This window comes from Epilithonimonas caeni DSM 17710, from assembly GCF_000426465.1.
Taxonomy (GTDB): Bacteria; Bacteroidota; Bacteroidia; order Flavobacteriales; family Weeksellaceae; genus Epilithonimonas; species Epilithonimonas caeni.
The window spans coordinates 408,289-430,856 of sequence record NZ_AUFK01000013.1 but is presented as its reverse complement, the minus strand read 5'-3'; the positions used below and the strand labels follow the sequence as shown (position 1 = coordinate 430,856).

The window sequence follows — 22,568 nt, the reverse complement described above, 5'->3', positions numbered from 1 at the left end:
TCAAACTTTATGATTATTTTCAAAAATAATCAACAAAAATTTTTCACATTCATTCAATTTTTTATCTTTGTTAGACACAATTTAAAAATTTATCATTTCATAATTCATTATCCTTACAATGAAAGGAATATTAAAGATTTATCATCCAGAGGAAACTCTGAAGTATTTTATTGACAGTACTTATTGCAAATCTGTCTATAGCAACAAGCAGAATTTTTTGGAAGTCGAGGTTATAACAAATGATTCTTTAGACCATGTTGAGGACGATTCTCTACAATATAATTTTCCCCAGATCTCTCTTAATATTTTTGATTTTCCAATTACAACTTCGGAATTGGAAGGGCAGACTTTTTTTGTAGAGGACACGGATGATGACTCTTATACAGAAGTTGACCTTTTTGATGATGAGGAAGCGTTCTTGTTTGACAACGAGTTGAAATTTGATAAAAATGACAATGATGACCTCCAGGTTTGTTGGACAGGGAAAATAACAGATTTCTACACCGGTTCCGAAAACCCTATCGAATTCAAGCTAAAATGCAACTTCCGTCCGGATGAGATAGAAGTGGACGACTGATCTTTTCAGAAAATAATATTTATATTTACGATTCGTTATAGATAATAAGTTATAACGCAAACAAGTTATTCTCTATGTATCAGGATTTAGATGATATTATTTTCGAAGACCGGCATAAAGCTTACGGTGCCTACGAGTACCGGAAACATTATGATTTTACATTGACCAAAGCATTGGTAGTTGGGATTTTTATCTTTTCCGTCTTATTCTGCCTCCCAGCTTCTTTTATCAAATCAAAAAAAATAACGGCTGTTAACAGCGAAAATATCATTCCTGTTGAATTGACGGAAATGCGTATCAACTATGGCGATAACAGAAACGGAAGGGACATGGAAGAACCCAAGGAAGAAGAAGGAAGCCCTGCCCCAATAGCTGAGAAAAAGGAAGAAAAAGAAATCGTAACCGAAGTTGCAAAAACCTCCAAGGAAAAAGAAGAAAAAGACATCCCTGAAAATGTAGTCCCAACACCTACGAGAATAAAAAATCCGCCAGCCGCAACTAAAAAATCCAACGATAAAGCAAATTCTCCAGCCGTTGCCAATTCCACTAAAAACATTACCGGAAAAAGCAATGTAAAAGGCAACATCAAAAAAGAAAATGCAACTGGAGACGGACTTGGAAATGCCGCAATTGGAAACCTCCTGAAAGGAAGAGGAACAAAATCCGGGTCTCAGGGAAATGGCACAGGACCAGGAAATTATGGAGACCCACTTGGTGGTGATGGAGATGGAACCAGCTTAATTGGTGTTGACAGGAAATTAATCGGTTTTATCCCGGGAACAATGGGAAGAGGCGGGGCACAACCCAACCACGATTGTTCCGCAAGCGGAAGCATTACTATTTCCTACACAGTTGATAAATCCGGAAAGGTGACATCTGCAAGACGATCAAGCGGTGTTTCCGACCCTTGCGTATCAAGTACAGCAATCAATTGGGTAAAACAATATGTAAAAGCGGAAGCTGCTAGCGTTTCATCAAAGGGAACTTATAAAATTGTTTTTTAATGTTTAATAATTAAAAAAAAGATGAAATGTAAGTCATTATTTTTCTTCGCATTATTATTAGCATACCAATCATATTTTACTCAAACTTTAGACAAGAGAGACCCACTTTTAAGTAAATTATCCGGTAAAAAATTTTCAATAGAGAATTTGAAAGATGAAGCCTCAAAGAATTTCAGTTTCGAAAGTTTAAATGGGAAACCTGCAATGGTCAATATTTGGTTTACGAAATGCCAGCCTTGCATTCAAGAACTCCCTTATCTAAATAAATTAAAAGAGAAATGGAATTCACAGATAACTTTTATTGCCATAACTTTTGATAACGAAGAGGATATTCGAAAGTTCTTAATCAACCATAAATTCAACTATCTTCATTTGAATACAAACTATGAAAATCTTGAACGATTTGGCATTTATAAATATCCACTGAATTTTATTCTTGATAAAAATGGAAATATCAAGAAAATATACGGGGGCATTGACGAAGATTCTTCTGCTAATGTAGAAAAAGACTTTGAAAAATTACTTTAAAAAAAATGTAGAACCGCTAAAAATCAGATTTGTAAATTTAATTGTTCTATCTGAAATTCATAAATTTGAACCTTAATAACAATCAAGAACTATGGCAAAACAATCGTCACTATCAATTTGGGAATTTCTTTTTGGAGGAGGCCTGCTTAGTGTTTCTATTATCATTATTCTTATATTTTCAGGAATTGCAGCCATTGTTTTTTTTGGACAGAAACTGTACGCCCTCAATCGGGAAAATCGGGTTGACCCTTACTTATTGAAAAACGTGAATGACCTTCTGAATGATGGAAGAGTCCAATCTGCAGTTGATTTTTGCAGAAGGGACAATTCTCCAGAATCCAGGAGTGTAGAAAAGGGACTAAACAGATTAGGCCGCCCAATAAGCGAAATTGCCAATGCAATGGAAACGCACGCCCAAATAGAACTTAACAAAGCAGAAAAAAATATCACATTTCTAGCAACGCTTTCCGGTGCAGCACCTATGTTAGGACTTCTTGGCGGTGTTCTCATTTTAGCTTCTACATTTGGAACGATATCTAAAACAGATGCTGTGATTTCCCAGAATCTTCTCGCTGCTGATTTCTATAAAGCCCTAGCCCCTTCTGCAATCGGTCTTTTGGTCGGTTTTCTATCTTATGTTTTTCACAATATCTTGGTTTCGAAAGTTGATTATCTTTTGATGAAAATCCAATATCATACAAACGAATTTTTGGATATCATCAATAAACCCTCCTAGAAAATGGAATTCCAAAGAAGAACCAAAAAATTATCCGGATTGCCAATTGCATTTTATGTCATTGCGTTGTTATTTTTTGTGCTTTTATTTTCCTTTAATTCCCTTTATTACAAAGCCTCTGAACAGCCCAAACCCATAATTGCAGAGGTTGTAAAACCACTTATTGAAGAACCGAAACAAGATTCTGTTATAAAACCAGAAATCTATGTTCCAGACGTTGAAGCCCTACCTCTTGATACAGTTTCCATTACGAAAGCTTCTCCAAAAGAAGAAAGCAAAGAACCCGTTAAAGAAGAGAAAAAATCGGCGGAAAAACCTGTAAAAGACGATAAAAAACTCACTAAAAAAGAAGAAACAAAGGATTCTAAAACAACTGATTCCAAAGATGATAAAATCACTAAAATAGGAAAAGACAGAATCCTTACCGCTTTCATTCCCGGAACGATGGGAAAAGCGGGGAAATTACCCTCTCATAATTGTAAGACCAAAGGGCAGCTCGTGATGTTCATTACCATTGACAAAGCCGGAAATGTAACCAACGCCGGACGAAGCAGTGGAATAAAAGACGCTTGTAATATTACCGCTGCAGTGATCTGGACAAAAAAATATGTGAAAGCAAAGAAGTCTCAGAATATTTCGCAAGGAACTTATACGATCAATTTCTAATCTCATTTCCGTTAAATTTTATTTATCTAAATTTCCAAAATTAATTTCCATTGATTTCTCCTTATTTTTAAATTTGTATTTCATTTTGAAATATGACTTCACAAGAATATCAGGAAGCCGTTGACTGGCTTTTTATTCAAGCTCCTAATTATCAGATTGACGGACAAAAGGCATACAAACCTGGGCTCGACAATATCAAGAAACTTTGTGAGTTTTTCGGAAACCCGCAGGATAAAATCAAAACGGTCCACATTGGCGGAACAAATGGAAAAGGTTCTACGAGCAATATGCTGGCCTCGGTTCTTCAGGAATCTGGTTATAAAACTGGGCTTTACAACTCCCCACATTTGATTGATTTTACAGAAAGGATCAAAGTTGACGGAAAAAATTGTGACAAAGAATTTGTTTACGATTTTATTCAAAAATTAAAACAATTGCCGGGCGAAATTCAGCCTTCTTTTTTTGAGTTCACAACAATAATGGCATTTGAATATTTTTATCAGCAGAAGGTTGATCTGGCAATTATTGAAGTTGGCCTGGGCGGAAGATTAGATTCTACAAACATTATCAGACCTTTGGTTTCTGCAATTACGAATGTGCAGCTTGACCACCAAAATATTCTTGGTGATACAATTGAAGAAATCGCAAGAGAAAAAGCCGGAATTGTCAAAGAAAATACGACAATTATTTCCGGGGACGAAAACCCTTTAGTAAAAGAGATCATCATTAACAAAGCTAAAGAAACCAATTCTCCTTTTATAGATGCGACAAAAATCGAAACAGCTTTAGAATCCGATTTGAAAGGTAATTATCAAAAGAAGAATATCAGAGTGGTTTTGGCCCTGGTGGACGAACTGAGAAAACAAGGAATCAATATTTCTGATGACAATGTAAAATCCGGACTCTTGAAAGTTCATCAAAATACTAACTTTATTGGTCGTTGGTTCGAATTTTCAAAAGTGCCGTTAACAATATGTGATACAGGACACAATCAAGCTGGTCTGGAAGAAGTTTTCAATCAACTGGAAGGTTATTTTCAGCACAAACATATTGTTCTTGGTTTCGTTAATGATAAAAAAATTGATGAAGTTATCCCTATGTTACCTTCCGAAGCCGAATTTTATTTTGTAAAACCAAGCATCAACCGGGGAAGGCATCCGGAGGATTATGAATATCTCTTAAAAAAAACCGAATTAAATTATAAAATCTTCAACAGCGTGCAAGAAGGCTATCTTACTGCAAAACAGAATTGTAAAGATGGGGAAATGATTTTCATTGGCGGCAGCAACTTTGTAGTCGGAGATTTTTTAGAAAAAAATTTGCTAATGACGTAATAAGTCGTATATTTGCACCACTCAAAACGGAAATCCGTTGCGGGGCTCTTAGCTCAGTTGGTTCAGAGCATCTGGTTTACACCCAGAGGGTCGGGGGTTCGAATCCCTCAGGGCCCACAAAAAGGATACTGAAGCCTTTAAAAAAATTTCAGGGCTCTTAGCTCAGTTGGTTCAGAGCATCTGGTTTACACCCAGAGGGTCGGGGGTTCGAATCCCTCAGGGCCCACAAGATCTCTCAGGAAACTGGGAGATTTTTTCTTTAAAATTTTGGGCAGTTAGCTCAGTTGGTTTAGAGCGTTGCGTTGACATCGCAGAGGTCACTGGTTCGAATCCTGTACTGCCCACTTTCTTAAAATTTTGTTAATTCCCTTTTTTTCTATTTAACATAATGTTAAAGTTTTGTAAAAAAAACTGATCATCTGTTTAATTCCTTGTTAACGGAAAGATTTTTGATAGTTAAATAAAAATTGTTGTGCCTGGTTACTTGGTATAAAACTCTTTTAGTTACTAATCCCCTAAAAAGGAAACCTATGAAAAGATATTATGCAGTGTTGATCTTTTTTTACACTATTTTTCTATTATACATGATGTTCTACGGATGTGGAAGACACCCTGAATTCGGGTTTTTGCAATTAAATCCTTTTCATAGTATCCAATACTTTCTTAATTACCATCAGTTTTTTTCTCAGAAATTCATGGTTAATATTGTAGGAAATATATTGGTATTCATTCCTTACGGATGGTTAAGCATTTTGGATAAGCGTCTCAACAATTTACCCTTGTTATTTTGCCTGTTTATCTCCTGGATATCAATGATAGAACTAGCACAGCTTTACACAGCCAGGGGAACAGCTGACATCGATGACGTGTTCCTTAATACTTTTGGGATGCTGATCGGGTATTTCGGACTGAAATTAGCAACATGGCTGAACATAGCAAATATAAGACCTGAGTTAGGATTAGGATATACGGAAATCAATTCCTATTCATATAACCAATAAGCTGTCCCAATTTATAAAAATCAAGAACTTTTAGCGATGCATGTCCTCCTAGAAGTTTTTTTTCTATATATGACTTAGATAGTTTATAGATAAGTCTATAAATAAAAATTCCCCCGGTCCGTTTTAATCTAAAATAAGCTTTGGCCAATTTTATTTTAGATATTCTTTCGATATCTTTATCTTTCTTGATCAATTGAGAGAGGCTTTTCGCAGACTGATCCGCTTTTGCAAGAAAAATAACATTGGTTTCCACATCATTATTGAAAATCGGGTTATCAATGTGCTCAATTTTGACCTTGATCTTAAAAAGGTCTTTAGCGAAGATCAGATCTTCATATCCATACTGGGTTATTCCCTCATTGAAAGGAACTTTTTCCAAAATACTTTTTCTAACAATAAAATTATTGGTCTGAAAACTGGAATAAGGCATCTTGATCCGTTCTTTCACTGGCAAATTTTCACGCTCGGTCGCAAACTTCCAGCGTAAACCATATTCCGGTTCCGGTTCTTTCTCATCTACTTTTCTACCTCCGTAAATAACATCGGGATTCTTTCCATTAATAAAATCAAAGTATTTCCTGAGAAAGTTTTTATCAATTATTTTTCCATCGCAATCCAGGAATAGCAAATATTCTGAGTCTGAATATTCTGTAAATAGATTTCGGATCTTGGAACGTCCTATATTTTTATTGAGGAAAATGAATTGATCGGACTTGGATTCCAAACCTCTGTTTTTGTCAATGAATTCTTTTTTGGAAGCATCATCAATTATAATTATCTCTGCATCCAGATTATCCAAAGCAATCTGGCTGTAAAGGTCATTAACAAGCTCATTGACATCAAAATTATAAACAGGAATACAAATACTTAGCTTCATACCTTATCTATAATGCTCTGTATATTAAGCTCTTCCAGACAAGCATAATCGCCCCGGAAACATTCTTTATCACCAAAAACGGAACAAGGTCTGCAAGATAGATCCTTAACGTGGACAATATCATCTTCACTTTGTCCATAACCCAGAAAACCGGCAAAATGATGAGTAGAACCCCAGACAGAAATACATCTGGTTCCCATGAGACTAGCCAAATGCATATTAGCAGAATCCATACAGATCATAACTTCCAGTTCAGAAATCTTTTTAAGTTCTTCCTTCAGGGATAGTTTTCCGGATAAACTGTGAGTATTTGGGATTTGTTTTTCCCATTTTGTAAGGATCTCGTTTTCCTCTTTCCCTCCTCCGAAAAAATAAACTTTGTGAGTCTTAGCCAGAATTTTTGCCAACTCAAAAGATTTCTCTTCGGGCATCATTTTACCTTTGTGCTGTGCAAAAGGTGCAAATCCAATATCTTTTTTGTTGTTTGACTGGATTCTTAGTTTATGTGATAGTACAAGCTGAAAACCCATTCTCCGAAAAACATCGGCATATCTTTCAACCGTTCTTTTTAGTTGAATTTTATCCAGATTCCAGACATCCGTAAGTCGCTCTTTATCATCTTTCCCTTTGTCGATCTGATAAACTTTGAAACCATGTCTGAAAAAAATAGAATTGATCATTTTGGTTCTGATCACATCATGAAGGTCGGCAACGTAATCGGGTTTAAATTGTTTGATCAGTTGTTTCGTCAGTTTTCTGATTCCGAAAATCCCTTTATAATCATCGAAGTTGACTCCATGGAACTTCAGTCTCGGATGTTTGTCAAAAAGATCTTTGAAGTTGTCCCTGCTCACAAATACAATTTCAACATCAGGATTCTGTTCCAGAAACTCTACGCAGACGGGAACGGTCATGGCTACATCTCCGAATGCAGAAAAACGATATGCCAGAATTCTTTTCACCTACTTCTTTAGTTGAAATGCAACTGCGTAAAATTTGATCTGCTTGGTCATAGCCATTAAGCCGTTGGCCCTGGATGGAGAAAGAAACTCCTGTAATCCGATCTCAGATATAAAATCAAAATCCGAATCAAGGATTTCTTGAGTAGAATGTCCACTATAGATTCTCACCAAAAGCGAAACAATTCCTTTTGGCAAGATCCCATCAGAATCCGCATTGAAAAACAATTTCCCATCTTTGAACTCTGCATCGATCCAAACTTTTGACTGGCAGCCTCTGATGAGATTATCATCCGTTTTTTTGTCCTCAGGAAGTCCTTTTAGCTCTTTCCCAAGGTCTATGATATATTCATATTTCTGCTCCCAATCGTCCAGAAAGGCAAATTCATCAATGAGTTCTTGTTGTTTTTCTTTGATTGTCATTCAGAATTTATTTGGTTTAAAATTAAATTATTTTACCGACTGGGCAATATTTACAATCACTTTTACGGCCGCAATCATACTTTCCAAAGGTACAAATTCGTAAGGCCCGTGGAAGTTATGTCCACCAGCAAAAATATTCGGGCAAGGTAGTCCCATATAAGACAACTGTGCGCCGTCGGTTCCGCCTCTGATAGCCTTGATTTTCGGCTCAATTCCGGAATCTTTCATTGCCTGTTCAGCGATATCAACAATATGCATTTTGCCTTCGAACTGCTTTTTCATATTGAGATATTGCGGCTTGATTTCTATCTCAGCAGTTTTTTCTCCGTACTTTTTGTTGATTTCTTCAACTTTTCCAGCAATCAGTTTTTTTCTGTCTTCGAATTTTTGGTCATCATGGTCACGGATAATGTACTGAAGTTTAGCTTCGGAAACATCACCCTCAAAATCCGTTAAATGGAAAAATCCTTCAAAACCCTTCGTCGTTGCAGGGGTTTCATTGGCCGGAAGTGATTGAATGAATTCTGAAGCCACTAATCCTGCATTCAGCATTTTCCCGAAAGAATAACCTGGGTGAACAGACAATCCATGGATTTTTACCACTGCGCCAGCAGCATTGAAGTTTTCATATTCCAACTCCCCGATTTCTCCGCCATCCATTGTGTAAGCCCATTCTGCTCCGAATTTCTCAACATCAAAATGATGCGCACCTCTACCGATCTCTTCATCCGGATTGAATCCGATGGAAACCCGTCCATGTTTGATCTGTGGATTGGCCAGAAGAAATTCTGCCGCGGTTACGATCTCTGCAACACCAGCTTTATCATCAGCGCTCAACAATGTTGTTCCGTCTGTTGTGATAATGGTTTGTCCGATATATTGTTTTAAAGATTCAAATTTGGTTGATGACAAAGTGAATCCGGTTTCTTTGTTCAGTAACAGATCTTCACCATCGTAGTTTTCCCAGATCTGCGGATTCACATTTTCTCCATTGAAATCCGGTGACGAATCATAATGTGCAATGAATCCAACTTGAGGAACTTTTTCCTCTTTATTAGAAGGAATGAATCCAAAAACGTATCCTTTTTCATCTATGCTTACATCTTCCAATCCCAGATCCTGTAATTCTTTATACAGATAATTGGCGATATCCCATTGCCTTTCTGTAGAAGGTGTGGTCTCGCTTTCTGCATCACTGGTTGAATAGATCTTGATGTAAGTGATAAATCTGTTAAGGAGTTTTTCTCTCCAAATGCCGTCTAATCGGATGTTTTCTTTGTTCATTTTTTCAAGCTTTTGATTAGCTCACCAATTTGAGAGCTAAGTTCTTCTGATAAACTTTTATCCGAAAAATTAAATACAACAATTCCAATAGAGTTGTCTCTACTCTCAGAATTATTCACAATATTAAATTTTTTATCCAAATCAAATAAATCATCAATATTGACTTTGAAAATCTCTGCTAATTTCGGTATATACTGAGATTTCACGTCAGATGTTTCATTTTCCCAATTGATATAGGTGCTTCTGTCAAGACCAAGCATATCTGCAACTTCTTGTTGAGAGAGTTTGGTCTTATTTCTGAGCTTTCTGAGATTGGTGCCTATTGCCATAGCTGTATTTTTTCACAAATTTATGCTTTTGTGGTAAAAACCCAACATTATTTGTTGATTTTGTTCTATATGAATATTGATCCATTATATTTAGTTTTGTTAAAAATATAATTTAAAAACATCAATTATATTTAATATTTTTAACTCTAAAAACAATTACACAATGAGAAAAAAACTAAAACTGTGGAAAACACTTGTCTTTTCAATCTTTTTATTCACTTTTGCTTGTCGCGAAGAAGTTGATTATGTCGCCAATCAGCAACAAATTAATCGTGCAGAAGAATTCTTTAAAAACACTGGAACTATTGACAAAAAAGGAAACGCAACACTGGTTTCCAATTCTATCCGGAAACTAAAAGCTATAAACAGTAAAACTGATTTCCTATCAGCATTATCAGATAAAACAGGTTTACCAGTTTGGAGTTATATGGTTGACACAGACCTACATTCGGGTCACAACCATGGAACAGCCAATAAAGGAAACGAGGACACAACGGAAACACTGATCATCCCATTGCGGCAAGAGGATAATTTTCTTTCATCAGTCATGTATGTAGAAAACTCAGATTCTGACAACCCCAATATTTATACTGTTACGAATGAACAGCTGGAAGAATTTGCAAATAATGAGAATATTGACAAAAGTATCAGAGAGAAGGTATTGATGACCTTTATATATTTCGATCATGAGATTTTTGGCGAACGACGATATTCTTCAATCCCTCAGGAACTATTTGAGGCTATACCTCTTAGAGAAGAAAACGATTACAAATCCTTCTCTGTAAGAGATATAGAGTCTACAACTGTTTCTGGCAGGATGCAGCAGGTATGTATATATTCTTGGCATTGTGCAGGATGTATAGGACCGTGCGACGAATGTCGTGATTGTGTCTCTGTTTCTTGTTATACCCTAGGGGCTCCTAGTACTGGCACTACTACCGGTACGGGAAATACCGGTGATACAGGAGGAAACCCTGGTGGAGGATCAGGTACCAACCCCAACAATGTTCCTTGGTATCTTATGAATCCCGATGTAGATATCTATGTTTACAATGCATATGTCCGATTGGTGTTTAAGTCATTGACGGACTATAATATTGTTCTGAAAAAAGAGCAGCTGGATCTGCTGCAAAATAATTCTGTAATTACCAATACCATTAAGAATTGTCTTGTAAACAATACATTGCATAAGTCTCAATTTATAAATGATATGCTTACTGAGTATGCCATTGCAGACCCTCAGCCCGATTTGAATATCTTGAAAAATAAGCTGGAAACATTTTTCATTCCGCTTTTTGACATATATCCCTACATGGATTGGCAAAGTTTCAAAAGCTACTTTATAAATCATAATGTAACACTTGCTCAGATAAATAATATTTTCACAACTGGTTACTCCCCAATCTATACACAAAATATCAAAAAACTATCACTCAAAGAGTTCAATGATATTATCCAGATAAACCTCTCTATTGCTAACTCTCCATATGAAGAAGAATATGTAAAAGAGACCAACGAAGCTTTCGCAGCCTTTGGGGCATACGCCGATATAGACAATATGACAGAAACACAAATCGAGTATGTGCTTAATAATAATTGTTGTGCAGGCTTGTTTCTTCAACAATGGACTAAAGAAAAAGTAAAGCTAATTGCTGCAAATTATAAATTACTAAGAAAACTTTATCCAAGTTGGAGCAAAGGAAAAGCGTTTTGGTATGCTGGCAGAGAAACATTACATTTACTTCTGGATATTGCGGGTACCGTTCCTGTCATTGGGGAAGTTTGTGATATAACAAATGGTGCAATTTATACCATTGAAGGTGATGCTTTGAATGCCGGCTTAAGTTACGCAGGTGCTATACCGATTGCCGGTTGGGGAGCAACAGGAGCAAAATTTGCTATAAAAACAGTTGCAGGTGGTATTGCATTAGCCATTGCAAAAAATGCTGACGGGTTTTATGTAGTATCTAGGAATCAACAACTGTTTAGAAAGGTTTTAGGAATGGTAAAAGGAGATGTAAGGATTGCACACCACATAATACCTTTTGCATTGCAGACCAATCCCGTGATACAAAAAGCAATGCTTTCTAAAAATGCATTTATGATAAACGAGGCACTGAATGGGATTCCTTTGAGTACAGCCGTTCATAGTGGAAGTCACCAACATTATACAGATTTAGTTTTAAGAAGGTTAAATGCTATCCCTTCACATTATTCACCCGATCAGGTTTATAATGAAATTATAGATATAATTTCAGATATTAGGACGGTAATTAAAAATAATCCCAACACTCACATTAATCAAATTAATTTCTGATGAGATACTACATAATTAATAATAGTTTGAATTTAAAAATAGTAGGGTATTTTCCTCAATCAATACAGGCTAAAAATAATTGTCATATTTGGGATGAACCTAGGTTTATAGAGCATCATGAACTTGTGAAGATTGATTTTGATCCTATAGTTTCCAATGCAATACTTCATAAGAAATCAAAGCTGACAGATTTAATATCTGTTGTTGGAATGGGCTTTACTAGAAAATTACTTTTAAGCAATAAACTTAAGGAAATTTTAGAAACAAAAACTGGTCGTGGTCAAGTACAATTTTTTAATTCCCCAATTATCTATAAAGATAGTTTTATAAATGAGTATTGGATAGTAAATTCCGTTAAATCATATTCTAAATTTATAGATATAAAAAAATCAACTTTATTAATAAGGAAAAGAAAAGAAGAAGGAGGAACTTATTTGGAAAACATATATTTTGATAGTTTTAATGACTTAGTTACTTACATAGGAAAAAATGAGTTGGAAGGAAAGATATTTTTTTCTAAAATTTATATGAATTCAGATTTTAAAGAGGATTTTTTTGTGCTAAATTATATTGATGGAGGTATAAAATATCTTGTTTCTGAAAAACTAAAGCAAGAAATAGAAGAAGCAGGCTGTACTGGGATAGAGTTTCAACCAAGTGAATTAAGTTATAGTGAATGGACTGCTCCCGGAGGTGAAAGAGAGAGAGTATATGGAAAAGCGTAAAACAATTGAGCGAAAATTTTCGCTCAATTGTTTTATACAAAAAGCAATGTTATCTAAAAATGCCTTTATGATTAACGAGGCACTGAATGGGATTCCTTTGAGTACAGCCGTTCATAGTGGAAGTCACGGAAATTATAATAATATAATAAAAAATTACCTTACTAATTGGAATAATGCTAATCCTAATGCATCACCAGATCAAGCATACAGTTATGTTATGTCTATAATTCAGAAGGCTAAAACAGCAATTCAAAACAATCCTAATATCAAAATTAATGATTTAACCTTTTAAAAAATGAAATGTTTTTTTCTAAAAAACACACTAGATAATCGTATAAAGGGCCAGTATCCACAAATAAAAGATGTTAGGTATTATTGTCATATTTGGGACACTCCTAATTTTATGGGTAATATTCATTTCAAAAAATTTCCGGATGACGTAATTCTAGCAACCCCAATATTAGATAAAAAATCTAATTTAACTGATTTGATTGAAATTTGGCATGTTGGATTTAATTTAAATTTATTATTATCGGGTAAATTAAAAAATATTATCGAAAAATATATTGATAAAAGTAAAGGAGAATTTATTAGTTGTCCTATAATAAAAGAGGGTATAGAGTATTTGGATTATTGGATTTTTAATGGATATGGTTTTAATCAAGAATTTATTGATTTTCAAAATTCCTTAATAAAATATGAAAAACATACAGATGATTTCGAAACTACCTATGAAACTAAAATGGTTTTTTTAAGTGTTGAAAATTTAAAAGAGTTTGAAAAATACATTAAAGTTGCTCAAGAGAAAACAGAATTAATCACTATAGAGAAACTAATCTTAAAAGAAAATATTACTCCAGATTTCGTTATGTTACGTTATGTTTTTAGTGGGTTATATCTTGTATCTGAAAAACTAAAAACCGAAATTGAATCAGCAGGATGCACAGGGATAGAGTTTCAACCAAGCCATTTATCATTAAATGAATGGCTACATTCTGAAAGAGAAAAAGTATATGGGAAAATATAGGCACCGATGATTCAAATCTTAATTTTTAGTATTTTAATGCTTATTATGTTGAGTATCTATAAAAGGAGCAAGTAATGAAATTATTTTATTTACTATGTGTTACTTGTATGCTTTCATGCAGTACATATAAGATTGATAATGATGAAAATTTTGAAAACTATTATCCAAAAATGAAAGGGAGAGTGAGCGAAGTCAAAGTAGAAACAGAAACGTATTCAAACGATAGTATTATTACTTATTATTTTAATAAGAATAAAAAACCAATTAAAGCAATCCTTAATTCAATCAATCATAGCGTAGATACTGTTAGCTATGAATATGTTAAAAATCGACTAGTAAAAAGAACAACAAAAAAGAATTATGGAATTTTTAAAACTGAATTTTATTATGACAACAGTAAAAAACTTATCAAAAGAAAATATATTAACAATGGAGAATTGGGTTTTGAAACATTTCTTTTTTACAATCGGAAGAATAGCATCATAGAAATTAAGAATGATTTTATAGAGCCAAAAAGAACTCAGAGCGAAAAAATCAATATTGATTATAAAAATAGAACCATTGATATTGTAAGTTATGAAAACGATAAGCGAAGTAGTGATGTGACTATGAGAAAATATTATGACAAAAAAGGGAATATATATAAAAGTGAATTTATTTACAACGAAGCTAGAAAAAACAACTCACGTTTTTCTTTACTGTCCTATAATAAATATGGACAAATTGAATGTACAAAACATTACTCCTCAGGAAAACAAAAGGATATTACATGCAACAAGTATACATATGATAAAAAAGGAAATATAATTACAGAAGAAATATTCTATAACGAAAATTTATCTGAAAGAACGAAATATCAGATAAAATACAAATGAATTACCCGACAGCACAGATTCGCAATCCAATACTTAACAAACCACAAAAGGTCATCCAAAAACTGGATGCCCTTTTTAAATTTTATCAACAAAAAAAAACAAACTACTGAAAATATTTTCCTAATTTTAATTCGTTAATTATTAAAAACACAAACAAATGAAATCAACCAGCGAAACAGGTCACGCAAAAAACGTGGCCAACTTCCAGCATCTTATCGAGTTCGTAACGGCCTACGGAGACATCTACAATCCTTCTAAGAAAAGCCTTCAGCTTCCACAGCTCATAGCACTCAAAGCCACTGCAGAAAGCAGTCTTGCAGAGGTGCTTACGAAAAACACACTGTATAACAACAAGGTCAACGAGCGCCTCGATGCCTTCAGCGGTCTTCGTCCACTATCCACCAGGCTCGTGAACGCATTGCAATCCACAGACGCTACATCTCAGACCATAGAAGACGCCAAAACCTACAACAGAAAGATCCAGGGCAAAAAAGCATCCTCCACTCAACCGCAGACCAACCTCGATGCACCCGCTCCCAACACGATCTCCACAAGTCAGCAATCCTATGACCAGCTCATACAACACTTTGCAGGACTTAGATCCGTTTTGGAAGCAGAATCAAGCTACTCCCCAAATGAAAAAGACTTGCAGATCGCCTCCATTGATACAAAAATCACAGACCTTTCAGAAAAAAACACCGCAGTAGCAAACGCCTACGCAGGAGTCAGCAATTCCAGGATTGCCAGAAACGAAACACTCTACACCAAAGACGACAGCCTTGTAGAAACCGCCACCGAGGTCAAGAAATATATCAAATCTGTCTTTGGTGCCTCCAGCCCACAATTCGCACAGGTCAAAGGAATAGAATTCAAAAAACCAAAGCTCTAAGACGATTTTAGATTTTATACAGACACTTCAGCAAGTTCAAATAGATTTAAGAATTGTCACACCCAGACTGTCGAAGTGTTTATATTTCTTTCATTAAATTCACAAATCAGAACAAATTACCACTGTCAGGCTGAGCGGGGTGGAAGCCTTTCTATTAAAATTGTCACACTGAGCCTGTCGAAGTGTCTGTCACTTTTCATCAAATCTGCGAGCAAAATCCAAAAAAGAATTTCCTACACTTCCAAAAGAAATGCTATTTACTCATTCAAAAGTATCTAATCCGCAGAAAGACTTATTTCATAGTCAGTAAGAAACTTATAATCCGCCCTTAGATTTATGGAAATCGCTACAAGAAATAAACCACCCACTTTTACAATAATTGCTTCCGCAAAAAGAATTATACCTTACTTTGAAAGAATTATAACATCTGCTTTTAGTATAATACCATCCACAGAAACACTTCTCAAACAAACATTTGTCATATCTCCATAAAGTTTTATATTTAGAACATCAAATTCCAAAATAAAACCTACACCAATGTTCTTAACCGAATGCCCGCGTGACGCGATGCAAGGCTGGGGAGAAATGATTCCCACGCAAACGAAAATAGATTACATCAACCGACTGATGGAAGTCGGATTTGATGTTCTGGATTGCGGAAGCTTCGTGAATCCCAGAACGATGCCCCAGATGGCCGACTCGGGAATTGTGTTGGATGAAATCGACAAATCGCTTTCCAATACCAAACTTTCTGTAATCGTGGCCAATCTGAAAGGCGCAGAAAAAGCTTTGAGTCACGAGCAAGTCGATATTCTGGGATTTCCCTTTTCTATCTCCGAAACTTTCCAACACAGGAACACCAACAAAAGCAGAGAAGAAGCATTTACAGAAGTTGTGAACATATTAGAGTTAACAAAATCCGAAGGCAGACAACTGAATCTCTATTTCTCGATGGCTTTCGGAAATCCTTATGGCGAAAGCTGGAAATGGGAAGATGTGGACTTTTGGGCGAAGCGTTTTGAAGAAATCGGAATTAAAAATGTTCTTCTCTCTGACACGACCGGCGTTGGTGATGTGGAAAAAATATCGCTTTTGTTTAACAAAATTCCTGTGAAATATCCGGACATCAATTTCGGAGCGCATTTTCATAACCGATACGAGGATTCTTACATCAAACTGAAAGCTGCCTATGACGAAGGTTGCAGAAGATTTGATAGTGCTATAAAAGGAATCGGAGGCTGTCCAATGGCTAAAGATGATCTGGTTGGAAATATGCCGACGGAAAAGGTTTTCACTTTTATGCAATCAGAGAAACTGGATATTCATCAGAATCTACTCCATTTTGAGAGTGCATACAATATGGCGAAAGATATTTTCCATTTTTAAATTCTCTGAGTACATATAAATTATATCATATTTTAATAATTATTCACATTCAAAATTCGGGATTTCAAAAAAATGATGTAATTTTATTACAGAAAAAACAATTAAAAAAACTATCGGTTATGACTTCAAAAACAACTTACTTAGGAGAATCTAAAATTGAATCTGTGCACGAAGCCTCCGGTGAAGTTTTCTCAACGTATGTTCCTTCCAATGATTTTACTGTACGCGAGCATTTTTCACCGACAGATATTTTTGCAACAGCATTGGCTGAGAGCGTATTCGCTTCACTTGTTGTTTTGGGTAAAGATAGAAATATCGACATCACAGGTGCGACTTGCGAATTGAAAAAAACAATGTATTTTGAACCAAGAAGAATTGGTGAGATTTTCTGCGTTTTCAAATTCCCTCACTCTTATTCTACAGAAGAGAAAGAGTTTATTGAAAATTCGGCTAAAACAAGTCCTGTATATCTTAGCTTACATCCGGACATCAAGAAGATATTCCTATTTGAATATCAAAATTAAATAGAAAATCCTGCTTTTAGCAGGATTTATTTTTTATAACATGCCCAGTTCAAACTTGGCTTCCTCACTCATCATTTCTTTGGTCCAGGTCGGTTCAAAAGTAAGTTCTATTTTTGCGGATTTCACACCTTCTACTCCTCTTACTTTATCCTCTACTTCTACCGGAAGGGTTTCTGCAACCGGACAATTCGGAGAAGTTAAAGTCATGATCACAAGGACTTCACCTTCATCAGAAATCTGTACGTCATAAACCAATCCCAATTCATAAATATCAACCGGAATTTCAGGGTCAAAAACCGTTTTAAGTTCCTTAATTATTTCTTCACCAATATCAGCTATCTGGTCGTCTGTATATTTCATTTTAATCTAATCTTTTTAGTAAATCTTCCTGACGCATGCGTCTGAAAACATTTGTCAAAGTTAAGACATCTTTTTCACAATAATGAATGATTCTGTCTATATCGCCGTCCTTGTAGTATATATCGGCCACCATACTTCCGTCGATATCATCTTTTGGAGTGGGAATCCCGAAGATATGGGCCAATAATTCCAGCGAAACATAACTTTTCCAATCTCCGAATTTCCAAAGTTCCATCGTATCGATATGAGGAATCTCCCAAGGTTTTTTTCCAAACATCTGGAAAGGCATTGGCGGTTGAATTCCGTGAATTAAAAGCCGCCTTGCGATATACGGAAAATCGAATTCTTTTCCATTGTGCGCACAAAGTATAACATTATTTAATCGAGGACTATTGAATAATTCGCAGAATGAGATCAACAAGTCCTTCTCTTCTCCTGAAAAGGTTTTGATCTTAAGCCTTCCGGAATTGTTATCAACCATTCCAATAGAAATACAGATAATCATCCCAAATTCTGCCATAATTCCTGCTCTTTGTTCATAAAACTCTGAAGCTTCTACATCATCTTTTCTTTGAAGTTTTGTTTTCTTATCCCAAAGATATTGAGTTGTAGAATCGAGATTGTTCCAAGAATCAATTTGGGGAACTGTTTCAATGTCGAGGAAAAGTATATTTTCGATTGGAATTTTATGAATCATTTGTTTTTTGTTTCTTTAAAATTAATGAAAAAACCCAACATCTCTGCTGGGTTTTATATTTTCAATTCTAAAATTAATTAGAAAGGATATTCGTAAATCTCTGATTCGTGGAAGAATGGGTTTCCAGTTGGCATCAATTTCAGTTTTGATAGAGCAGTCATCACAACGAATGTGAATAACCCGATCACAAAAACAAATGAACCTAAAACCAATAGTGCATTTGAAGCATTGTTCCAATAAGGACCAACTGTTCCCGGCATTACCATATTGAAGTAATCTATAGCATGACCGATGATTACAACAACTGCCATAAATGTTACCACTTTATAATTTCTCTTGATGCTGCTACTTACTAAAACCAATAGCGGTGCAAGGAAATTGATAATCAGCATTGGCAAGAAGGTCGGTGCATAATATTCGAATCTACCAAAGAAGTAGTTAACCTCTTCCGGAACGTTAGCATACCAGTAAAGCATAAACTGACAGAACCAAAGGTAAGACCACAACATACTTGTAGCAAATAAGAATTTACCCAGATCGTGAAGATGGTTATTATTGAATTGAGGATAAACTCCTTTTTTCTTAAGATATACACTGATGATGATCATTACAGCAACGGAAGTTGATAGACAACTAACCATAGAATACCAGATGTAAAGTGTGGAATACCAGTGTGGGTCAATGGACATCAACCAATCCCAGGCCCAGGCCGCAGAAGCAAACCCAAAGAATACGATATAACCAACACTCCAGCTATATAAGCTTGCGTAGATCTTTCTATCTCCTTTGTTCTCATCAACTTTTTTAGAAGTGCTCTTCAATTTCCAAACAAAGAAAGATGCTCCAATTACGTAAATGAAAGTTCTAACTGCGTAAAAAGGAATATTAAGGAACTTTTTCTTTTCAAATAATATAACATCAAAATTAGGATCCCCAGGCGTGGTAAGACTTTCGTCCATCCAATGGAAAAGGTGACCTAGATGAGTAATATTCAGTAACATAATGATTACTAAAAGTGCTCCTCCGTAAGGGATGAAAGAAGCAATCGCTTCCATTACTCTTGTTACAATAATTGACCAGCCTGCATGTGCTGCGTGCTGAATACTGTAAAAGAATAATGCACAACAGCTGATTCCAAAAGCAAATACTGCAAAAGTATGAATTGCTGCCAACGGCTGATTATGAATCTGATGCTTAGCATGCTCCAAGTGTGAATCGTGATCTTGAGGACCAACTAATTCGCTTGAATGTGAAGGTGCTTCGTGTCCTTTTGAGTGAACTGACTCCATCCAATGAGAGATTGCAGTGTCATCCAATCCATGGTTAAGTGCATAACCAATACCGAATAAAGCAACTCCTACAACAATGAGTATAATTGAATATAATCTTAATTTAGGTGAAAAACTATACATTTTCTTCTTTTTTTATTTAGCATTGGTTTTAGCTTCAGCTGCTGCAGGAGCAGTAGTAGTTTTCTCTGTCGTAGCTGGAGCGGCATCGGCCGGAGCTGCTGTAGCAGTTGGTGCTTTAAAAGTATTGTAGACATATAAAGCCACTCTCCATCTATCTCCCACATTCAATTGTCCTGCGTATGACCCCATTGCGTTTCTACCGTTGGTCAAAACATAATGGATTGAACCGATTGTGATATCTCTATCTGCATAATTAGGAACACCAGAATAAGCACCACTTTTTACAATTGGTCCTTGTCCATCACCTCCTGTACCGTGACAAGCAGAACAAGTATGATCGAACAATACCTTCCCTCTTTCCAAATCTTTTTCAAGGTTTTTAGGATTCAGAGGTGATTCCTTTATCAATTTTGAAGCATCATATCCAGCATTGTATTCATCGACATTTTTAGGCAACGTTTCTTCGCTTACGATTCCGTCTTTGTTTTGAGGTACAGTTCCTTCTACAGGAGAAAGTCCAGTTGCTCCATTATGAGCTACAAAAGCAGGAATTTCGTTCTCATGGTCAGAATATGCATCTTTAGCTTTCATCAATGGATCATAAGCTACAGGGAAATACATATCTGGAAAATATACCAATGGCGGATTATCTTTTGGTCCACCGCAAGAATTCAGTAAAACAGTAGTTAAACCAAAGATTGCTGTAAATTTTAAAATACTATTCTTCATCTTAAGCATCTTTAACTGTTATTTCTTCAACACCTGTATCGATCAACAGTTGTTTAATAGTTTCAACATCATCAGACACAAACTCCATCATAAATTTGTCATCTGTAGTTCTTGGATCTGGATTCTGAGGCTTTGCACCTGGATACATTTTGTTTCTTACAAGGAAAGTAAGAGACATCAGGTGAGCGGAACAGAAAACCATCAATTCGAACATTGGATCCAAGAAAGCCGGCATATTATGCAACCAGTCAAAAGAAGGCTTACCTCCAATATTCTGTGGCCAGTCGTGGTTCATAATATAAGCTGTCAAAGTAATCCCGATTGTAACTCCGTAGCACGCATAGATAAATGCAGCGTCAGAAATTCTGGTTTTCTTCAATCCAAGAGCTTTGTCTAGTCCGTGAACCGGGAATGGAGTATAAACTTCGTTTATCTTGATCCCTTTATCATTGAAGGCTTTAACGCCGTGCATTAGATCATCGTCGTCGCCGTAAAGTCCATATATAATCTTAGTGGTGCTCATCTCCTTCTTTTGCTTTATAAGTTTCACCGGAAATTTTCAAAATACTCTTCAATTCGGCCTGTGCAATTACAGGGAATGTTCTCGCATACAAAAGGAATAATACTGAGAAGAAACCGATTGTTCCAAGATATACCCCAACATCAATAATTGTAGGTTTAAACATTGTCCAAGATGATGGTAAATAATCTCTTGACAAATTGATAACGATAATATCAAAACGCTCAAACCACATACCGATGTTGATGATCAATGCAATAATGAATGTCCAGAAGATATTAGTTCTAACTTTTTTGAACCAGAACGCTGCAGGTACAACCAAGTTACAGATAATCAATGCCCAGAATGCCCACCAATAAGGTCCAACAGCAGCTCCTGGAGAAAGATAAGTAAAATCTTCGAATCTTGAACCGGAATACCATCCGATGAAATATTCAGTTGCGTAAGCTACCGTTACCATACCACCTGTTACAACGATTACGATGTTCATAATCTCGATGTGGTACATTGTGATGTAGTCTTCTAAATGACAAACTTTTCTTGCTACCAACAAAAGTGTCTGTACCATTGCAAATCCAGAGAAAATCGCACCAGCCACGAAGTAAGGAGGATAGATTGTTGAGTGCCATCCTTTGATTACTGACGTAGCAAAGTCAAATGATACCGTGGTGTGCACTGAGAATACAAGTGGTGTTGCCAAACCTGCAAGAACCAAAGATAGCTCTTCGAATCTCTGCCAGTGTTTTGCTTTTCCACCCCATCCGAATGCAAGAAGTGTATAGATCTTTTTATTAAATGGTGTCTTTGCCCTATCTCTGATCATTGCAAAGTCAGGAATCAATCCCATAAACCAGAATACAACCGATACAGAAAAATAAGTTGAGATTGCAAATACGTCCCAAAGTAACGGCGAGTTGAAGTTGGTCCATAGTGTACCAAACTGGTTTGGCAATGGGAACACCCAATATCCAACCCAAACTCTACCCATGTGAATCACCGGGAAGATAGCCGCCTGACAAACTGCGAAGATAGTCATCGCTTCCGCAGAACGGTTAACAGACATTCTCCATCTTTGTCTAAATAATAATAGTACAGCGGAAATCAATGTTCCTGCGTGACCGATACCTACCCACCATACGAAATTGGTAATATCCCAACCCCAGTTGATAGTTCTGTTAAGTCCCCACGCACCTATACCGGTTCCGATTGTGTAAGCGATACAGCCAAATCCATAAACGAACAGAATTAAAGCTGCATACAAAGATGCCCACCATAATTTACCTGCACGTTCTTCGATAGGTCTTGCGATATCTTCTGTAATATCGTGATAAGTCTTATGACCAATAATTAAAGGTTCCCTTATCGGAGCTTCGTAATGTCCTGACATTT

Annotated in this window: 26 protein-coding genes and 3 tRNA genes; 18 read left to right on the top strand and 11 right to left on the bottom strand. The window is 35.9% G+C overall.

All coding sequences use genetic code 11. From position 1 onward, the window contains the following. Nucleotides 1-118: 118 nt before the first annotated feature. From K319_RS0107560 to K319_RS19985, 10 genes are all read left to right on the top strand, one after another. The gene (locus K319_RS0107560; protein WP_027383105.1) at nucleotides 119-577 is read left to right on the top strand and encodes a hypothetical protein; all 459 of its coding nucleotides are present in this window, start codon (nucleotides 119-121) and stop codon (nucleotides 575-577) included. Nucleotides 578-651: 74 nt separating this feature from the next. Next, on the top strand, nucleotides 652-1,581 hold the full coding sequence (locus K319_RS0107555; RefSeq protein ID WP_235696087.1) for a dynein light intermediate chain family protein: 930 nt from the start codon (nucleotides 652-654) through the stop codon (nucleotides 1,579-1,581). Between the two features lie 21 nt (nucleotides 1,582-1,602). Next, entirely contained in the window at nucleotides 1,603-2,109 is a 507-nt protein-coding gene (locus K319_RS19995) for a TlpA family protein disulfide reductase (RefSeq protein ID WP_051230517.1), read from the top strand. 91 nt (nucleotides 2,110-2,200) lie between these two features. Then, nucleotides 2,201-2,845 (top strand): MotA/TolQ/ExbB proton channel family protein, encoded by a 645-nt coding sequence (locus K319_RS0107545; protein ID WP_027383103.1) that lies wholly within the window; start codon nucleotides 2,201-2,203, stop codon nucleotides 2,843-2,845. A gap of 3 nt (nucleotides 2,846-2,848) precedes the next feature. Continuing rightward, the gene (locus K319_RS20985; protein WP_027383102.1) at nucleotides 2,849-3,511 is read left to right on the top strand and encodes a hypothetical protein; all 663 of its coding nucleotides are present in this window, start codon (nucleotides 2,849-2,851) and stop codon (nucleotides 3,509-3,511) included. A 92-nt stretch (nucleotides 3,512-3,603) separates the two neighbouring features. Next, nucleotides 3,604-4,845, top strand: a complete 1,242-nt coding sequence (locus tag K319_RS0107535; protein ID WP_027383101.1) for a bifunctional folylpolyglutamate synthase/dihydrofolate synthase — start codon at nucleotides 3,604-3,606, stop codon at nucleotides 4,843-4,845. 42 nt (nucleotides 4,846-4,887) lie between these two features. Continuing rightward, nucleotides 4,888-4,962 (top strand) — tRNA-Val (locus tag K319_RS0107530). A 34-nt stretch (nucleotides 4,963-4,996) separates the two neighbouring features. After that, nucleotides 4,997-5,071, top strand: a tRNA-Val gene (locus K319_RS0107525). Nucleotides 5,072-5,114: 43 nt separating this feature from the next. After that, nucleotides 5,115-5,189: transfer RNA gene (locus tag K319_RS0107520), tRNA-Val, on the top strand. Between the two features lie 186 nt (nucleotides 5,190-5,375). Further along, on the top strand, nucleotides 5,376-5,846 hold the full coding sequence (locus K319_RS19985) for a VanZ family protein (protein WP_084403414.1): 471 nt from the start codon (nucleotides 5,376-5,378) through the stop codon (nucleotides 5,844-5,846). On the opposite strand, the gene K319_RS0107510 is transcribed toward K319_RS19985, so the two are convergent. The 5 genes from K319_RS0107510 to K319_RS20980 are packed head-to-tail and all read right to left on the bottom strand — an operon-like array spanning nucleotide 5,821 to nucleotide 9,718. After that, the gene (locus K319_RS0107510; protein WP_027383100.1) at nucleotides 5,821-6,723 is read right to left on the bottom strand and encodes a glycosyltransferase family 2 protein; all 903 of its coding nucleotides are present in this window, start codon (nucleotides 6,721-6,723) and stop codon (nucleotides 5,821-5,823) included. The genes K319_RS19985 and K319_RS0107510 overlap by 26 nt on opposite strands. After that, nucleotides 6,720-7,685 (bottom strand): glycosyltransferase family 9 protein, encoded by a 966-nt coding sequence (locus tag K319_RS0107505; RefSeq protein ID WP_027383099.1) that lies wholly within the window; start codon nucleotides 7,683-7,685, stop codon nucleotides 6,720-6,722. The genes K319_RS0107510 and K319_RS0107505 overlap by 4 nt, the downstream gene beginning before the upstream one ends. Next, on the bottom strand, nucleotides 7,686-8,105 hold the full coding sequence (locus K319_RS0107500) for a SufE family protein (protein ID WP_027383098.1): 420 nt from the start codon (nucleotides 8,103-8,105) through the stop codon (nucleotides 7,686-7,688). It lies immediately after the preceding gene. A 27-nt stretch (nucleotides 8,106-8,132) separates the two neighbouring features. After that, nucleotides 8,133-9,389 (bottom strand): peptidase T, encoded by a 1,257-nt coding sequence (gene pepT / locus K319_RS0107495; protein WP_027383097.1) that lies wholly within the window; start codon nucleotides 9,387-9,389, stop codon nucleotides 8,133-8,135. Then, entirely contained in the window at nucleotides 9,386-9,718 is a 333-nt protein-coding gene (locus K319_RS20980) for a helix-turn-helix transcriptional regulator (RefSeq protein ID WP_051230513.1), read from the bottom strand. The genes pepT and K319_RS20980 overlap by 4 nt, the downstream gene beginning before the upstream one ends. Nucleotides 9,719-9,881: 163 nt before the next feature. Here K319_RS20980 and K319_RS0107485 point away from each other — a divergent pair, with 163 nt between their 5' ends. From K319_RS0107485 to K319_RS0107445, 8 genes are all read left to right on the top strand, one after another. Next, nucleotides 9,882-12,035: an AHH domain-containing protein gene (locus tag K319_RS0107485; RefSeq protein ID WP_027383096.1), complete on the top strand. Its 2,154-nt coding sequence runs from the start codon at nucleotides 9,882-9,884 to the stop codon at nucleotides 12,033-12,035. Next, a complete protein-coding gene (locus tag K319_RS0107480; protein ID WP_027383095.1) occupies nucleotides 12,035-12,760 on the top strand; it encodes an imm11 family protein in 726 nt (241 codons plus the stop codon). The genes K319_RS0107485 and K319_RS0107480 overlap by 1 nt, the downstream gene beginning before the upstream one ends. After that, nucleotides 12,747-13,052, top strand: coding sequence for an AHH domain-containing protein (locus K319_RS0107475; RefSeq protein ID WP_027383094.1), 306 nt, complete (start codon nucleotides 12,747-12,749; stop codon nucleotides 13,050-13,052). The genes K319_RS0107480 and K319_RS0107475 overlap by 14 nt, the downstream gene beginning before the upstream one ends. Before the next feature lie 3 nt (nucleotides 13,053-13,055). Further along, nucleotides 13,056-13,787, top strand: coding sequence for a hypothetical protein (locus tag K319_RS0107470; RefSeq protein ID WP_027383093.1), 732 nt, complete (start codon nucleotides 13,056-13,058; stop codon nucleotides 13,785-13,787). A 74-nt stretch (nucleotides 13,788-13,861) separates the two neighbouring features. Then, on the top strand, nucleotides 13,862-14,662 hold the full coding sequence (locus tag K319_RS0107465) for a hypothetical protein (RefSeq protein ID WP_156907069.1): 801 nt from the start codon (nucleotides 13,862-13,864) through the stop codon (nucleotides 14,660-14,662). Nucleotides 14,663-14,819: 157 nt separating this feature from the next. After that, complete coding sequence (locus tag K319_RS0107455) at nucleotides 14,820-15,551, top strand: hypothetical protein (protein ID WP_027383091.1); 732 nt, start codon at nucleotides 14,820-14,822, stop codon at nucleotides 15,549-15,551. A 537-nt stretch (nucleotides 15,552-16,088) separates the two neighbouring features. Beyond that, nucleotides 16,089-16,937 (top strand): beta/alpha barrel domain-containing protein, encoded by an 849-nt coding sequence (locus K319_RS0107450; protein ID WP_027383090.1) that lies wholly within the window; start codon nucleotides 16,089-16,091, stop codon nucleotides 16,935-16,937. A gap of 119 nt (nucleotides 16,938-17,056) precedes the next feature. After that, the gene (locus K319_RS0107445) at nucleotides 17,057-17,461 is read left to right on the top strand and encodes an OsmC family protein (protein WP_027383089.1); all 405 of its coding nucleotides are present in this window, start codon (nucleotides 17,057-17,059) and stop codon (nucleotides 17,459-17,461) included. Between the two features lie 33 nt (nucleotides 17,462-17,494). Here the strand turns inward: K319_RS0107445 and K319_RS0107440 are convergent, their stop codons facing one another. From K319_RS0107440 to nrfD, 6 genes are all read right to left on the bottom strand, one after another. Continuing rightward, nucleotides 17,495-17,821 carry an SUF system Fe-S cluster assembly protein gene (locus K319_RS0107440; protein WP_027383088.1) on the bottom strand — a complete coding sequence of 109 codons (327 nt, stop codon included), beginning with the start codon at nucleotides 17,819-17,821 and terminating at the stop codon, nucleotides 17,495-17,497. Between the two features lies 1 nt (nucleotide 17,822). After that, nucleotides 17,823-18,518: a 3'-5' exonuclease gene (locus tag K319_RS0107435; RefSeq protein ID WP_027383087.1), complete on the bottom strand. Its 696-nt coding sequence runs from the start codon at nucleotides 18,516-18,518 to the stop codon at nucleotides 17,823-17,825. 77 nt (nucleotides 18,519-18,595) lie between these two features. Then, entirely contained in the window at nucleotides 18,596-19,930 is a 1,335-nt protein-coding gene (locus K319_RS0107425) for a hypothetical protein (RefSeq protein ID WP_027383086.1), read from the bottom strand. Nucleotides 19,931-19,942: 12 nt separating this feature from the next. Beyond that, the gene (locus K319_RS19975) at nucleotides 19,943-20,668 is read right to left on the bottom strand and encodes a c-type cytochrome (RefSeq protein ID WP_051230511.1); all 726 of its coding nucleotides are present in this window, start codon (nucleotides 20,666-20,668) and stop codon (nucleotides 19,943-19,945) included. Further along, nucleotides 20,661-21,182 carry a DUF3341 domain-containing protein gene (locus K319_RS0107415; protein WP_027383085.1) on the bottom strand — a complete coding sequence of 174 codons (522 nt, stop codon included), beginning with the start codon at nucleotides 21,180-21,182 and terminating at the stop codon, nucleotides 20,661-20,663. The genes K319_RS19975 and K319_RS0107415 overlap by 8 nt, the downstream gene beginning before the upstream one ends. Next, entirely contained in the window at nucleotides 21,169-22,566 is a 1,398-nt protein-coding gene (nrfD, locus tag K319_RS0107410) for an NrfD/PsrC family molybdoenzyme membrane anchor subunit (protein ID WP_027383084.1), read from the bottom strand. The genes K319_RS0107415 and nrfD overlap by 14 nt, the downstream gene beginning before the upstream one ends. Between the last annotated feature and the right edge of the window lie 2 nt (nucleotides 22,567-22,568).

What these genes read in the sequence shown, in the direction of transcription:
- K319_RS0107560 (WP_027383105.1), top strand. Translation starts at nt 119, where the DNA reads ATGAAAGGAATATTAAAGATTTATCATCCAGAGGAAACTCTGAAGTAT.
- K319_RS0107555 (WP_235696087.1), top strand. Translation starts at nt 652, where the DNA reads ATGTATCAGGATTTAGATGATATTATTTTCGAAGACCGGCATAAAGCT.
- K319_RS19995 (WP_051230517.1), top strand. Translation starts at nt 1,603, where the DNA reads ATGAAATGTAAGTCATTATTTTTCTTCGCATTATTATTAGCATACCAA.
- K319_RS0107545 (WP_027383103.1), top strand. Translation starts at nt 2,201, where the DNA reads ATGGCAAAACAATCGTCACTATCAATTTGGGAATTTCTTTTTGGAGGA.
- K319_RS20985 (WP_027383102.1), top strand. Translation starts at nt 2,849, where the DNA reads ATGGAATTCCAAAGAAGAACCAAAAAATTATCCGGATTGCCAATTGCA.
- K319_RS0107535 (WP_027383101.1), top strand. Translation starts at nt 3,604, where the DNA reads ATGACTTCACAAGAATATCAGGAAGCCGTTGACTGGCTTTTTATTCAA.
- K319_RS19985 (WP_084403414.1), top strand. Translation starts at nt 5,376, where the DNA reads ATGAAAAGATATTATGCAGTGTTGATCTTTTTTTACACTATTTTTCTA.
- K319_RS0107510 (WP_027383100.1), bottom strand. Translation starts at nt 6,723, where the DNA reads ATGAAGCTAAGTATTTGTATTCCTGTTTATAATTTTGATGTCAATGAG.
- K319_RS0107500 (WP_027383098.1), bottom strand. Translation starts at nt 8,105, where the DNA reads ATGACAATCAAAGAAAAACAACAAGAACTCATTGATGAATTTGCCTTT.
- pepT (WP_027383097.1), bottom strand. Translation starts at nt 9,389, where the DNA reads ATGAACAAAGAAAACATCCGATTAGACGGCATTTGGAGAGAAAAACTC.
- K319_RS20980 (WP_051230513.1), bottom strand. Translation starts at nt 9,718, where the DNA reads ATGGCAATAGGCACCAATCTCAGAAAGCTCAGAAATAAGACCAAACTC.
- K319_RS0107485 (WP_027383096.1), top strand. Translation starts at nt 9,882, where the DNA reads ATGAGAAAAAAACTAAAACTGTGGAAAACACTTGTCTTTTCAATCTTT.
- K319_RS0107480 (WP_027383095.1), top strand. Translation starts at nt 12,035, where the DNA reads ATGAGATACTACATAATTAATAATAGTTTGAATTTAAAAATAGTAGGG.
- K319_RS0107475 (WP_027383094.1), top strand. Translation starts at nt 12,747, where the DNA reads ATGGAAAAGCGTAAAACAATTGAGCGAAAATTTTCGCTCAATTGTTTT.
- K319_RS0107470 (WP_027383093.1), top strand. Translation starts at nt 13,056, where the DNA reads ATGAAATGTTTTTTTCTAAAAAACACACTAGATAATCGTATAAAGGGC.
- K319_RS0107465 (WP_156907069.1), top strand. Translation starts at nt 13,862, where the DNA reads ATGAAATTATTTTATTTACTATGTGTTACTTGTATGCTTTCATGCAGT.
- K319_RS0107455 (WP_027383091.1), top strand. Translation starts at nt 14,820, where the DNA reads ATGAAATCAACCAGCGAAACAGGTCACGCAAAAAACGTGGCCAACTTC.
- K319_RS0107450 (WP_027383090.1), top strand. Translation starts at nt 16,089, where the DNA reads ATGTTCTTAACCGAATGCCCGCGTGACGCGATGCAAGGCTGGGGAGAA.
- K319_RS0107445 (WP_027383089.1), top strand. Translation starts at nt 17,057, where the DNA reads ATGACTTCAAAAACAACTTACTTAGGAGAATCTAAAATTGAATCTGTG.
- K319_RS0107440 (WP_027383088.1), bottom strand. Translation starts at nt 17,821, where the DNA reads ATGAAATATACAGACGACCAGATAGCTGATATTGGTGAAGAAATAATT.
- K319_RS0107435 (WP_027383087.1), bottom strand. Translation starts at nt 18,518, where the DNA reads ATGATTCATAAAATTCCAATCGAAAATATACTTTTCCTCGACATTGAA.
- K319_RS0107425 (WP_027383086.1), bottom strand. Translation starts at nt 19,930, where the DNA reads ATGTATAGTTTTTCACCTAAATTAAGATTATATTCAATTATACTCATT.
- K319_RS19975 (WP_051230511.1), bottom strand. Translation starts at nt 20,668, where the DNA reads ATGCTTAAGATGAAGAATAGTATTTTAAAATTTACAGCAATCTTTGGT.
- K319_RS0107415 (WP_027383085.1), bottom strand. Translation starts at nt 21,182, where the DNA reads ATGAGCACCACTAAGATTATATATGGACTTTACGGCGACGACGATGAT.
- nrfD (WP_027383084.1), bottom strand. Translation starts at nt 22,566, where the DNA reads ATGTCAGGACATTACGAAGCTCCGATAAGGGAACCTTTAATTATTGGT.